This is a genomic window from Henriciella aquimarina, assembly GCF_002088975.1.
Taxonomy (GTDB): domain Bacteria; phylum Pseudomonadota; class Alphaproteobacteria; order Caulobacterales; family Hyphomonadaceae; genus Henriciella; species Henriciella aquimarina.
The window spans coordinates 1-14,069 of sequence record NZ_NCST01000093.1 but is presented as its reverse complement, the minus strand read 5'-3'; the positions used below and the strand labels follow the sequence as shown (position 1 = coordinate 14,069).

7 protein-coding genes and 3 pseudogenes are annotated in these 14,069 nt (G+C 55.3%); 6 read left to right on the top strand and 4 right to left on the bottom strand.

Annotated elements, in window-relative coordinates:
- On the top strand, positions 1-374 hold a 374-nt coding region (locus B8784_RS14825), incomplete at its 5' end, for an integrase core domain-containing protein (RefSeq protein WP_233356167.1).
- A 23-nt stretch (positions 375-397) separates the two neighbouring features.
- On the opposite strand, the gene B8784_RS14820 is transcribed toward B8784_RS14825, so the two are convergent.
- The gene (locus tag B8784_RS14820) at positions 398-1,357 is read right to left on the bottom strand and encodes a zinc-binding dehydrogenase (RefSeq protein WP_084398716.1); all 960 of its coding nucleotides are present in this window, start codon (positions 1,355-1,357) and stop codon (positions 398-400) included.
- A gap of 806 nt (positions 1,358-2,163) precedes the next feature.
- Between B8784_RS14820 and B8784_RS14815 the strand changes: the two genes are divergently transcribed.
- Positions 2,164-3,207: a CaiB/BaiF CoA transferase family protein gene (locus tag B8784_RS14815; protein ID WP_143435537.1), complete on the top strand. Its 1,044-nt coding sequence runs from the start codon at positions 2,164-2,166 to the stop codon at positions 3,205-3,207.
- A gap of 626 nt (positions 3,208-3,833) precedes the next feature.
- Here B8784_RS14815 and B8784_RS21970 read toward each other — a convergent pair.
- Positions 3,834-3,983 (bottom strand): annotated as a pseudogene (locus B8784_RS21970) (IS3 family transposase); the annotation flags it as partial.
- Between the two features lie 67 nt (positions 3,984-4,050).
- Between B8784_RS21970 and B8784_RS14810 the strand changes: the two are divergent.
- Positions 4,051-5,065 (top strand): annotated as a pseudogene (locus B8784_RS14810) (IS110 family RNA-guided transposase).
- 457 nt (positions 5,066-5,522) lie between these two features.
- Here the strand turns inward: B8784_RS14810 and B8784_RS14805 are convergent.
- Positions 5,523-6,671 carry a CaiB/BaiF CoA transferase family protein gene (locus B8784_RS14805; RefSeq protein ID WP_158085700.1) on the bottom strand — a complete coding sequence of 383 codons (1,149 nt, stop codon included), beginning with the start codon at positions 6,669-6,671 and terminating at the stop codon, positions 5,523-5,525.
- Positions 6,672-7,185: 514 nt separating this feature from the next.
- On the opposite strand from B8784_RS14805, the gene B8784_RS14800 reads away from it, so the two are divergent.
- Complete coding sequence (locus B8784_RS14800) at positions 7,186-9,210, top strand: oxidoreductase (protein WP_084398714.1); 2,025 nt, start codon at positions 7,186-7,188, stop codon at positions 9,208-9,210.
- A 149-nt stretch (positions 9,211-9,359) separates the two neighbouring features.
- Here B8784_RS14800 and B8784_RS14795 read toward each other — a convergent pair whose 3' ends face one another.
- The gene (locus tag B8784_RS14795; RefSeq protein WP_084398713.1) at positions 9,360-10,757 is read right to left on the bottom strand and encodes an FAD-dependent oxidoreductase; all 1,398 of its coding nucleotides are present in this window, start codon (positions 10,755-10,757) and stop codon (positions 9,360-9,362) included.
- Between the two features lie 396 nt (positions 10,758-11,153).
- On the opposite strand from B8784_RS14795, the gene B8784_RS14790 reads away from it, so the two are divergent.
- Positions 11,154-12,761, top strand: a complete 1,608-nt coding sequence (locus B8784_RS14790; protein ID WP_084398712.1) for an FAD-dependent monooxygenase — start codon at positions 11,154-11,156, stop codon at positions 12,759-12,761.
- Between the two features lie 500 nt (positions 12,762-13,261).
- A pseudogene (locus B8784_RS21965) lies at positions 13,262-14,069 on the top strand (IS3 family transposase); the annotation flags it as partial.

Sequence of the window (14,069 nt, the reverse complement as noted above, 5' to 3'; positions counted from 1 at the left end):
ATGGCACGGAGCTGACCAGTCATGCGATCCTGAAATGGGTGCGCGAGGCCGGCATTGAGTGGCACTACATCGCGCCGGGAAAGCCGACACAGAACGCCTTCGTCGAGAGCTTCAACGGCCGGCTGCGCGACGAGTGCCTGAACGAGCATCTCTTCGACAGTCTCGGTGACGCCCGGCGCATCATCGAAGCCTGGCGGATAGACTACAACACGGTCCGGCCACACACATCACTCGGCGGCCTCAGCCCCGTAACCTACGAACGGCGGCTGCGCCGCCGAAGGCCCGGCTCGCTTGAGCCGCGGGGAAGCTCCACTCCCCGGGCCTTGACCACGCCATCAACAACAGAAAGAAAGGCGAACAGACTCTTCGAATGAACGGCCCGGATCACGGGGCTGGGTCACTTCCCCTCACTGCTCATTCGCACGACAGTCTTTCCAGGCCCTGGCCTGCTGAGCGAGCAGATGGCTTCACGGGTCTGATCGAATTCGAATACGCTTCCGAGCGGCGTGTTGATAGCTCCGCGCTCCACCATTTCTGCGAGGTCGGCAAAGGCCCGTGCATCTTCGTTCGCCGAGAAGCCACCGGAAAACACGCCGACTGCGGAATAGTTACGCAGCACCATATCTTGCGCATCGAGTTTCAACCATTCGCCGCTTGCAAATCCGACAAGAGCAATCCTCCCCCGCGTCGCGAGCGTGGCCAGGGCCGCTAATGCGGTCGCCCCCCCTACCGGGTCGAAAATGACATCAACGCCCCTGCCTCGGGTCGCACCTGCAACAGCATCTGGCCAGCCCTCTTCCCCGTAACTTACAACATGATCCGCGCCAATCGTCTCGCAAAAGCGTAGCTTTTCGTCGGAGCCGGCAACCGCGATCACTTCCGCCCCCAACGCTTTGGACAATTGAATAGCGGCGGCCCCGGAACTGCCAGCCCCACCCAGAATCAGAACCCTCTCGCCTGCGGTAACCGGTACTCGTTCAACCAAGGCTGCATGTGCCGTTCGAAAACCTATGACAAACCCGGCGGCAGCCTCATCCGACATCTCTGCAGGAATGCGAAGGCATTTGCGTTCTTGGACAAAAGCGTAATCCGCCAGCCCTCCCCGCCACCATCCGGAGCCGTAAATTGTGATCCCCATTACTCGTTCGCCAACTCTGAATGCCGATCCGGGTGGAACGGAAATAACACGGCCACTCACCTCCTGGCCGGGATGGACAGGGGGTGAAGCCACAATTGGATAACGTCCCTGCGTCATGAAAAGATCAGGAAGGCCAATGCCACAAGCCTCGACCTTGACCAGTAACGTCCCCTCATCCGGGTTCTCCCATTCGTCGCCACAAAGCTGCAGCACTTCCATTGGGTCTCCGAATTCGTCTGCTCTCCAAGCTCTGCCTTTGATCACCACAGCCCTCCTAGTTTATCGATCTGTTTTACTTTTGTTGCGCCAAATAGCAAGCTGGCGATCCGAGCAGTACGTTCGAGCCGTCCCACAGGCTGGTCTTCTGACTGTCTGATGCAGAGGCAAACCGCAGCCAACCTCTGCCCCAAGAGGGCGAACAAGACTGGTCCACTCCCATCCAGATCCCTTTTCCTTCAAGGCGGACCAGCCCCCCATGCTGACAAAGGACGACTTCCGTGACCAGTCAGTACATCTGTTATACCCTGAAGGTGCTTGTGATGCCCATTTGACCCATCCATTGCCCATATCACTGTCGGAAGTAACATCTTTTTGGCTAACAGCCGCGCTTGCTGATGCATTTCCTGACGTGCGGATCACCCGTGCTGAGCGGAGAGAAACGAGATCCGGCACGGCTAGCTCGGCCCGTTTCGTTCTGTCTTACACGATCGTTCGGCTCATTCAGACTTGTAGGAAGCCGTTTACGTCAAAGGTGGATTCGACGATGTCATGCGCAATCGCATCTGGGCCACACTTGCACAGGAACGTCTTTACTCGGAAACGGAAATTCCATGTTTTTATTGACGCTGATGACGGAGATCAATAATTGCCGCAATCGACCCTCCCACGTCATACTGGTCATTTCAGAACCTTGTCCTGAAGATATAAAACGAATGGCCACGGCATAGTCTTTGGCCTAGAAACCTACTAGTTCATATGTTCTAAGTCACATGTATGACGAATATCTACAGGAGTGACGATCGACGATGCCCGGCCCATTAGCAGGACTGAAAATAATTGAACTCGGTAGTATAGGCCCTGGACCGTTCTGCGGCATGTTGCTAGCTGATGCTGGTGCGACAGTTATCCGTATTGAACGCCGGGGCGCTCATGTCGACCCCACTGACGCGATGCTGAGGTCTCGGAAAATTCTTCATCTCGACCTTAAGTCGGCAAATGACCGAGAAGCTCTTATAGACATGCTTGAAGACGCCGACGGCATTTTTGAAGGAATGAGGCCGGGAACGCTGGAACGGCTCGGTCTAGCGCCCGATATACTACTTGCGAAAAACCCTCGGCTTGTGGTGGGGCGGATGACTGGGTGGGGGCAGACCGGCCCCCTCTCAGGCGCCGCTGGCCATGATATTAATTATATTGCTCTTAGCGGCGCACTGCATGGCATTGGTCCAGCTGAACATCCTATCCCTCCACTCGCGTTGGTCGGCGACTTCGGCGGCGGCGGCATGCTTTTAGCCTTTTCCATGACGGCAGCGATTCTGTATGCGCGGACCAGCGGAAAAGGCCAGATAATCGACTGCGCGATGACGGAGGGTTCAGGACAATTGATGGCCGCTTTCTACTCATATATGGCATCCGGCCTCTGGCGCGATACTCGAGAAGCAAATGTTGTTGACGGGGGCGCGCATTTTTACGGTGTATATGAAACGCGAGATCGAAAGTTTGTTTCAATAGGTTCCATTGAGCCTCAATTTTACGCGCTATTACTGCAGACTCTCGGTCTGGAAAATGATGAACGCTTTATGGATCAGATGGATACCTCCAACTGGCCTGAACTCAAAAATGTCCTTGCATCTATTTTCAAGAAGAAAACGCAAGCGGAATGGTGTGCTATCATGGAGAACACCGATATCTGCTTTGCTCCTGTGTTAAGCATGGCTGATGCTCCGTCGCACCCTCATGCACGAGCCCGTGGTTCTTTTGTAGAAGTTGAAGGCATCGTACATCCGGCTCCCGCACCAAAATACTCGCTAACACCCCTCCCTCCCCCGCGCCCGGCCCGCACAATATAGCCTGGTAAATCCCTGAAAGTTTAAAATATTCCCCGTTGGCTTTGGCCCCTGATTCCGTTGAGGCGGTATGCAGCGTGGCTTGGCTCTATTGAGCCCGCCAGTTGACGATGGCCCGGGCATCGAGTGTGGACGTGAATAACTGCTTTATGGATGGCGGCGCACTGCGACAAGCTGCACGGATGCAGCGGTCGAGCTCCCGCGTCACGCACCTCTGACAGGAAGTGTCTGCCACCAGGGCCAGGCATTCACGAGTAAAATCATCGATCACGTTCAGCATCCGGAAGCCATTGCCGGATCGAAGACATAAGGCAAGAAGTCAAGGCTCCCGCGTTTTGATAGGCCCTCCGGAACAGGCATCGGCCGATACCGGCGATAGCCGAACCGTCGCCATTGTCGCTCGGACCAACGGCGCTCCAATGGCGACCGTGTGGCGGCGATCGCACACATGCGGTCGGACCTCCGGATTGTCCGGCTCCACTTCTCGCCTCACCGTTTTCGGATCGACGGTGACCAGCCGAACGGGCTGGCGCTGGGAGATGTCGGATATCTCGGACACCGTCAGCGCCGCCTCCCGCCTCAACGCTTTCTATCGGCATTGAACCCGTGGCGCCTCGAAGGCTCGCCATCACCAAGTATTTTCCCAAATGGTCTTTCAAAAAAAGCGAGTTGCCGAGCATGCTATCGGCCAGAAGCTTCTTCAGCCGTGCATTCTCGGTCTCAAGCGTCTCCAGGCGGCGGGCATCGGACCCGTTCATGCCACCGAACCTTGCCTTCCAATTAATGGGATGGACGGCTCTCCCTCCACCTCGGAGACTGGGACCTCGCAACTGAAAGGAGAGAATGATGGGTGTGAAGTATCTCGGCATCGACCTGGCTAAGAACGTGTTCCAGCTGCATGGGGAAGATGCGGCTGGGCAGATTGTTCTGCGTAAACGCCTCGGTAGAACGCGGCTGCTTGAAGAGATCGGCAAATTACCTTGCTGCACGATCGGCATCGAGGCCTGCACTGGAGCCTTCTACTGGCAGAGAGAGTTTGAAGCGCTCGGACACACGGTTCGCGTCATCGCGCCGCAATACGTCAAGCCGTTCGCCCAGCACCAGAAAAATGACCGTAATGATGCAGAAGCGATCTGCACGGCAATGCAGCAACCGAACATGCGGTTCGTACCGAGAAAGTCATTGGCGCAGCAAGACATCCAGGCGCTGCATCGCGGCCGACAGAGGCTGGTCAATCATCGAACGGCGCTCGTTTCCCAGATGCGTGGCCTGCTTCTTGATCGTGGTTTTGCCTTCGGGCTATCGATTACTCGGACACGGCGCGAAATCCCCAATCTGCTTAACACCCAGCGCGACCGCCTGGGCGAAATTTTCGCCTCTATAATCGAACAGCTCTTCGACCTGCTGTGTCAGCTCGATAGCCGCGTGAAGTGGTTCGATCGCGAGATCGAAAAAGTCTTCCGCCGGGACGAGGCCTGCCAGCGGATCGCGAAGAATCAGGGGCGTCGGGCCAAAGACCGCCACGGCGATTGTAGCCGCTGTTGGCGATGGCTCGGAGTTCAAGAATGGCAGGCACATGGCCGCCTGGCTGGGCCTCGTGCCGAGGCAGCATTCCAGTGGGAACCGGCAAAGGCTGCTCGGGATATCCAAGCGCGGTGACAAGCATCTTCGAACGCTGCTGGTCCATGGTGCGAGGGCAGTTCTGCGCACCGCACCGAAGCGGTCGGATGCGGTAAGTCAATGGGCTGTCGGGCTGCAGGAACGACGAGGCGCAGCGAAAGCGATCGTTGCCATTGCAAACAAAAACGCCCGGATCATCTTCGCGATGCTCCGCGGCGGAACGGAGTTCCGCGCCGTCTGATCAGGGCGACACGGACGGAGGTGCTGGAGAAGCGAGAAATGTGAACGGCCGGTCTGGATCCGGTGCGAGGGGAACCTGAGTTTTATAATGGCTCGGTGAAGCCGCCCACTTGTTGAGGCCCTTACACACGCGGATTTCCCATTTGGGCGCGCCAGCAATCGTCTGGTGACGCCGGATAGATGTTGGCACCCAAGACTCCATCGATCACATGTCTCAAATCACTTGCACCGGGAGAGCCGTCCATAGATGTAGAATGGTGGCCGAGCTGACACCTCCGCCGTCCACATCCGCGTTCTTGCGCAGCCAGGGTCGCAATCTGTTGTCCCGTGAATTTTGCTCTTGCGCATCGTCTGCTTCAATATCGACAGACTCTCAATTAAGATGCGGACCCAATCGGATATCAGGTCACCAAGTAACACACAGGGGGTCACTGCCTCCAACCCCTTTGTGCAAGAACTCAACCATCGTCTTTCAAAATATCATACTGATGCTCACGGAACCTCGGCGCACGCTTCTCAATTTTGATTTGCGATGAGCCAAACCGGACCGGATAGCACAGATTCCGGATAGTTCCGTAGTCGGCGTCTTCTATATCGAACCAGGTCTTGTTGTATTGGACTTGGGGGTCATCAAAAAAGTCGGTTATCGAATTCACAGGTGCCAAGGGAACACTGTACTTTGCCGCATTCACAATGACTGTCGCAATGTCCTGCTTCGACGTACCGACTTCCATTTCCGACCACATCGTTTCATAGTTCAGCATACGCGACCAAGCATCCTTGAACCGGGCGTCAGCGATCAGGTCTTCCCGGCCAGCTGTCCGGCACATACCTTCAAATTGGGAATCAGTCTGGATGTGCCCGATTACGAAGCCATCCGTGGTTCGTATAGGGTGATACATATCGATCTTGCGAATTCGTTCAGCACCGTCATTCTGGAACGTATGATTGATCATGATTGCAGGCAGCATCAGAGCCGCATAGGCTTCCAGAAGCGAGACTGAAACAGTCTGCCCCTTTCCGCCGTTTCTCTCGCGCGCAAGCAAAGCAGCCAGCACACCTTGCGCTAATGTTGTTGACGCAACTTTGTCGACGAGAAAGTTCCGCACAGGGACAGGTGCCTTGTCTTCCGAATACTGACCAAAATCATCCATCACACCACACAGCCCCTGAACGACATGGTCATAGGCGGGACGGTCGACATAGGGCCCATCAGGGCCAAAGCCGGTAATGGACGCAAAAACGAGCCCGGGATTTGCTGCTGCAAGAGTCTCGTATCCGAGCCCCAACCTCTTCATGACACCGGGACGAAAGTTCTCCACCACCACATCTGCCTCTCGGCAAAGCTCCAATGCGGTCGCGCGTCCTTCTTTCTCCTTGAGATCTAGTGCCACGCTCTTTTTGTTACGATTTATCTGTTGAAAGAAAGCTGGCAGATCGTTCTGCTTGGGGTGCATTGCCCGCATCGGATCACCGGTGGCAGGTTCAATCTTGATGACCTCCGCGCCCAGATCACACAGCATCTGGCCAGCAAACGGCCCTGAGACCATGGTGGCAAACTCAATCACTTTCAGCCCCTTGCACGGTGCGTCCTTAGGATCAATCACGTCTAGCATTCCTCCAGCTTCACAATTCAAATACAATCTTGTCCATCATACTCTAACTTATGTCCGAGAAACTAGTACAGTCATTTTATGTGATCCGCGCCAGCGCGCACAGGAAAAAGTCCAGGCGCCCTGTCCATCCAGCGATTTTGGCGCCGCAGAAGCGCTGCTCCTCGTACGAGGAGCAGCCAGAGCGGCCTAAAGCTCATTCCAGACATGGTTGAGGTAATCGCGAATCCCGAGGTTGGCACAAGCGCTGGCTGATGCTGCTATTCGCCAGAGTGTAGATTCTGGCATTAAAGCGGTAGTCGCCGAAGTCTCGTCTTAGGGGCCAGGTTCGGGTCCTGTGAGAATTTTCAGATAACGATCCGCAGACGGCAGCCGCCGGGGCTAGGTGCCTGTGGAGGCACTGCTGGCTCCTGCCCGTTCCAGATCTGCAGCAGAAAGCGACTAGCCAGGCGGCCCCTCTCGGAATAGAACGTTTGTATAATTTTGGGCATCAGTCAGGAAGTAAAAAATGCACGAACTGCCGGAACTCTATGAACCCATGAAACTTGGGCGCTTCAAGGTTCCCAACCGCCTGATGATGGCAGGGATGTCTGCGGGAACTAAAACGGATTCGAACGGTGAAATTACGCCCGAGATGATCGCTTACTATGTTGAGCGAGCTCGTGGAGAGCCCGGAATGATCGCCATTGGCGCCTCGCAGGTCATCCCGCCCAAGAAGCGCCTTTATGGCCCCCATGCGGGCATTGCGCTCTATAGCGACGACATCGTGCCTTCCCTGTCCAGGCTGGTAGATGCTGTTCACGAATACAATGTGAAGTTCGGTATACAGCTATGGAATGGGGGCGGTACCGAGGGCACAAGTCATGAGGAACTGATGTCTCCCTCAGGACTTTCCTCCAATGTCCGCAGCGCCCGTGGTGATGATACGGCGCGATCTCGGGGTCAGCCAAATCGTGCGCTCGAACAAGCGGAGATCGCGGACATCGTTGAGCATTTTGCCTCAGCCGCCCGCCGGGGCGCGGATGCTGGATTTGATTTTGTCGAAATCCATGCAGGCCACGGCTACCTGATTAGTAACTTTCTAACGCCGCTCTTTAACAAGCGGAGGGATGAATATGGAGGGTCGTTTGAAAACCGCACCCGCTTTCTGCTTGAAATCGTGAGCGCCGTGAGCAAGGAAGTTGGGGATAGGATTGCCGTTGGACTGAAGTATAATGGGGATGATTTTCTAGGCGAAGATGGCTGGACCCTTGAGGAATCCTGCCGTCTAGCACCCATCGCTGAAAAGGCCGGAGCGGACTACATTACTGTCACGGCAGGCCTAGTAGGTTCTCCAAAACTCACCATACCTCCGATGTATGAGCCGCAAGGATGCTACACTGACCTGGCCGCCGCTGTGAAACCACACGTCAGCATTCCGGTCGGCACCATTGGTCGAATCAAAAATCCGGAAATGGCGCGTGATCTGGTAGCTGCAGGCAAAGCAGATTTTGTGTGCTTCGGACGTGGCACTATTGCTGACCCCGACATATTTCTGAAGACACGCGAGGGCCGTCTGGAGGATATTCGGCCGTGCCTCGCTGATTGCCGCGGATGTATCGATGAGCACCTGCTACGCAATGGCGGAGGTGATGCAAGCTGTGTCGTCAATCCGCGTATGTCCCGGGAACTAACCTGCATCGACATACCCGGCTCGGCATCAGAAAACCCGAAGACCGTCCTCGTCGTAGGAGGGGGCCTAGCCGGCATGGAAGCAGCCCGCATGACAGCGTTTTCTGGACATCGCGTTGTCCTGTGTGAAAGACGGTCCCATTTGGGAGGCCAAATTCTGCTTGCCAGAAGAATGCCAGGCCGGAACGAGATCGGGGATATTGTGCCTTGGTATGAGCGCCAGTTGAACAAGATGGGCGTTGACGTTCGCCTGGGAACCGACGTCAGCCTAGGCATGATGGAAGACCTTGCACCGGATGTCGTGTTTATCGCGACAGGCAGCGCGCCTGTTGTTCCCCAAGACATGATGGAAATAATCATGAATGCGGAAGATATCGATATCCTGATGCTCGACGATCTGGTCGAAGATAACCTCGATACAGGTGACAACATTCTTGTGGTCGGCGGCGACCAGAACGGCATGGTAATCGCTGATTATCTCGCGGAACGCAACAAGAAGGTGACTGTGGCTGAAGCGCTCAATCACTTTGGTGGGAAGCTTGCTGCCCATGATCGCTGGTATTTATTGAACCGGCAGAATTCCAAGAATGTGCGTCGCATCAAGAACGTGCACCATATTGAAATCGATCCGGGGACAAATGCGATCAAGCTTTTAGGCGATGGGTCGCCCGAGGTCCTACCAAATATCGACACGATCGTTTTCGCCAGTGATCGTCGTTCCGAACGAGGCCTTGTTGAAGCCGCCGAGGCTTTGGGTGCTGAGACTTTTGTCGTCGGTGACGCCCACGATATAAGCTCTGAAAATGCTGGAACTATCTTTAACAATATTGCACATGCCTATGACACAGCAAGGCAGGTATGAACGGACACCGTCGAGCCGGATCTCCCTAAGCCCGCGAAATATGGTGTGGTGTGGTGCGCTTGTCATAGGGATCAGCCTAAATTCGGTCGCCGGACAATGGGAATCCTACCTTGTTCCGAAAAATCCCCCAGCCGGCGAGATTCCACCCTTCAATCGAAATGACCGGCCGCATGCCTTCCAGCCACCTGCCCGAACGTAGCTGAACTGCTCAGCGAGGACGCGCTGTAATATCCTGCGCCATGAAATCCCCCCACGATTTCTCCCGCCGCGAATAGCCCCTCAATGGCTTCGCCGAACCAGTCTACGACAGCCATATTTCCGTCAGTTGTTATCCCGCCATATGTCGATGTGATCGCATTGCCTGTCGCGGCGATATAGTAAGGGGCCTGGTCGATCGGGACCAAGTTGGCTTCTCTACCGAACTGAGGGTCCAAGCCCTGGGCAACATTCCTATTGTATGATGCAACCGTGTCTTCAAGAATAATAGGGTCGATATCCATGAGCGTGGCCAGCTCGCCAATTGTTTCCCCTGATTGAATATAACCGGCGAGAACTGCTTCCTTGTAATTGTTGACGGACGTATCTTCGTGAGAGCGCTGCATAAGGCGATCATCGAAGATCTGAAATCCTATCCCCTCTGGCTGCGCCATTCCGATATTGCTCAAGGCCTTGTAGCTCTGTCCTTCATTCACAAACCGAACGCCGTGCTTGTTGACCATGATGCCTCCCTCAAGAAAGGAAAACAGCAGCGGTGGAATCTCCCCTGCCTTGCGCTGGATGTCAGGATAGTTACGGATGCCCCCGCCAAATGAACCCGATACATATCCAAGATCGGCGTGCCCTGCTCCTAGATCAGTGGCCATCATCAGCCCATCGCCAGTGTTCGCGGTTCCTCCGTGTTTCACCGCATCTGCAAGTTCCGGCGCATAGATTTGCAGAAGCTCGCGACTCCTCGAAAAGCCGCCAGTAGCCAAAACGATGCCACTTTTTGCACGAATGAACGTTTCCCGATCCCCAAACATTGCAGATGCGCCGTCAACTCTGCCGGTTTCCGATGACCGGGATAGCCTGACACCTGCAGATCTTGATGCGTAAGTTATTCGCGGTTCAGTCTGAACGGCCATATGCAGTGCCGTTATTGCCTTGCCTGTTCCCGTAACATGAGCCCTGGACACTCCCGGTTCCGGGACAATATGAAGCTCGAATTTGACGCCGAATTTTTTCAGGAATCGATATGTATCGAGTTGAGATTTCAGAAACCGGTCAACAAGCTCAGGCTTGTTCTTGTTCTTACCGCTTTGCAGAAGATCGCGGCGAAGCGCTTCGAGGCTGTCTTTCTGGCCAGCACTCTCCTGTTCGTCTGTTCCGCTAAATACAAATGCCCCTCCAGCAATCGCCGAGCTCCCGCCGGGCTGCGAAGCTTTCTCCAGCAATAGTACATCAGCTCCGGCATCGGCCGCCGCCAACGCTGCGCAGTGGCCCGCGATTCCGGAACCGAACACCAGCACATCAGTTTGATTGGGCAATGCGCCCTTTTCCCTTAACATGTGAAGCCTCCTTTCAGGCTTAAAAATGCGGAGCGCGCTTGACGCCGTCAGCAGCCGGACCCGTTTCGCCTGCTAGCGTGCGCAGCCGCTCTGGGCGATAGCTCGCACGGCGTGCTGCTTCAAACGGGGCAACATGCCACTCATGTAGCTCAAACGGAGATACCGAAGCATATCGCCTCCTGTTCCAAAGTTCCCGCCGAATACAAGGACGGACGAGCCGCCGGAAAGACCGCGCAGGACTCAGATCAATACATCCGCTTTAATAATCTGCTTCGCGGAAGATTGCGATTTCCAATAAGCTGAAATCAGGCTTGCTGTTTATGACATTCAGGATGACAGCGGGGCGGCATAAGCTTCTCTGCTCCGGTTCAGGCCTCAGTCGCTGGGAGAAGATTCATGGAGAAATTTGACGTGGTTATCGCGGGCGCAGGCCCAGTTGGGTTGACGATGGCCATCGATCTTGGGCAACGGGGAATTCGATCCCTGCTATTAGAACGAAACCCTACCACCGGCCCGTGGCCCAAAATGGACAGGTCTAATGCTCGGACCATGGAATTTTACCGCCGGCTTGGCTTTGCTGATGAAATTCGCAAGTTGGGTTATCCGGAAGATGCAGCCATGGACGTTTTTATCGTTACACGACTTTGCGATGATCCCATACTGAAGCTTGAGTATCCAAGTGTTGGAGATTTCCGCAAGAAAATTGCAGAAACGACGGATCATTCCCAGCCCCTTGAACCGTATCAGCTCGTCTCGCAGAACAAGCTTGAGCCTTTTTTGAGGTCGGTTGCAGAAGACACTTCCAACGTGACAGTCCGGTACGGTTGTGAGGTTGAGAGTTTCAACCAGGATGAGGATGGGGTCACTGTCGTATATTCAGATCCGGACGATCGGATGGTTGAAGTGCGCGCCGGTTATCTTGCGGGCTGCGACGGAGGGACGAGCACTGTCCGAAAGCAGCTTGGCATCAAATTGCAGGGCCGGGGGCGATTGCGCAACATGCGCCAAATTTGTTTTTACTCGGAACAGCTTTACGACAGGATCCCCATCGGAAAAGGACGTCACTATTATTTTACGGACGCCGAAGGATCGGCTCTTATTGTTCAGGGAGACCGCAAGGAGTTTACCCTCAACTCTGATGTGCCGGAGGATTTAGACTATGAAGCATGGGTACGGGAGAAAGTAGGTCCCGGCATCGACTTTGATTTCAAACTACTGAATGTCAGCCCGTGGACACTGAATCTCTTGCTTGCAGACCGATATGGAGACGGTCGTGTATTCCTCGCCGGTGATGCTGTCCATCTGGTTATTCCGACAGGAGGACTCGGTATGAATTCCGGTGTGGGTGATGCCCTTGATCTCTCCTGGAAGCTGGCGGGAACACTAAAGGGCTGGAGTGGCCCGGGACTACTGCCTTCTTATGAGATCGAGCGGCGCCCGGTCGGCGTCAAGAATGTTGAGGCATCTGGATGGGCGGCCCAAGGTCTCGCCAATTGGAGAGCCTTGCACACATCTGCTCTGATGGATGACAGCAGCGAGGGCGCTCTCGAAAGATTGCGTACGGCGCGGAGCGCCAATGTTAATCACAGGCGCGTGCATGAGATGGTAGGAGCAGAATATGGCTATTCATATGCTGGCTCGCCTCTCATCGACGGAGCCAATGGCGTTCAAACAGAATGGGACACAGTCCGTTTTCTGCCCAGTACTGATCCCGGCGTACGTATCCCCCACATCTGGTTGAGCGACAAGACCTCGATACTCGATCGATTAGGACCAGACTTCACTTTTGTCGACCTGACTGGTCGGGCTGATACCTCAGATATCGAATACGCATTTACAAACCTGAGCGCGCCCATTGCGATTTTCTCCCAGCCTGAACGGCATGTGCAATCAATATATGGATGCAAATTTCTGCTTGTGAGACCTGACCTGCATATTGCCTGGACAGGTAATTCCTTACCAGACAATCCTCGTCAACTCGCCAGACAAGCTGTAGGGTTCTGAGCCATCTGATATTCAGTTCGTTGAACGGATTCGGAACCTCTTGCCTTATGCGTCATACGGTGTTTCAGACACGATGATTGTCCGCGCAGCTTACTCGAACTCGCCCTAGATAAGGTATCACATGGCGGCCGGTCACCTTCATACCACCAATTCTCTTGTCTGCAGGAAGTATGTGTACATCATTAGCACGGGAGCATTTCGTCTGTCGCGACTGACCGGCTTGCTAAAAGTCAATGCTGTCATCATGCGATGCCGCCTTGTACCGCCTTATAAGCCGAGCGCGCAACTCAATGGACTTTGAACTGGCCGTTCGGGGCATGACGAGCGTCCGCTCAAGATCAAGACCTTCCTCAAATGAAAGTCTCGCCCCCTCTGTTACTGCCCTCTTATTTGCGACCAGCGCGTCAAAGTCGTGGACGGCGAATTTTTGAACCCATTGACCCAGCCCCGTAAATTCCGGCCATGAATTTGCAGAGTCCTCGACACGAAGAGGATGACAAATGCGCAAATCACGATTTTCCGAAGAACAGATCATTGGGATGATCCGGGAGCACGAGGCTGGCGTGAAGACAGCCGATATCTGCCGCAAGTACGGCATCTCGGATGCGACCTTCTACAAGTACAAGGCGAAGTTCGGCGGCATGACGGTGTCGGACGCCCGGCGGCTGAAGACGCTGGAGGAGGAGAACTCGAAGCTGAAGCGCCTCCTGGCCGATGCAATGCTGGACAATGCCGCCCTGAAGGACCTGGCGACAAAAAACTTCTGACGCCCGACGCCAAACGGAAGGCCGTGCACCACGTGATGGAAGTGCATGGCCTGTCGGAGCGTCGGGCCTGCCGGCTGGCCGATCTCGATCGGTCCACCTTCCAGTATGAAAAACGCGATGGCGGTGACGAGAAGTTGCGCCAGAGGCTACGGGAGCTGGCCGGTGAACGCCGCCGGTTCGGCTATCGCAGGCTCGGCATCCTGCTGGACCGCGAGGGCCTCAGCGCCAATCACAAGAAGATCTACCGGATCTATGCCGAGGAGGGACTGGCCGTGAAACGACGACGTGGGCGAAAGCGGGCGACAGGCACACGTTCACCCATGCTCCTGCCGGAACAGGCGAATGAGCGATGGAGCCTGGACTTCGTATCGGACGCTCTCAGCGATGGCCGCCGGTTCCGCACGCTCTGCGTGGTCGACGACTTCACCCGGGAAGCCCTGGCCGTGGTCGTCGATGTCTCCCTGTCCGGCGTGCGGGTCGCCAGGGAACTGTCCAGGCTCATCACCCGGCGGGGTGCTCCGAAGATGATCGTCTCCGACAA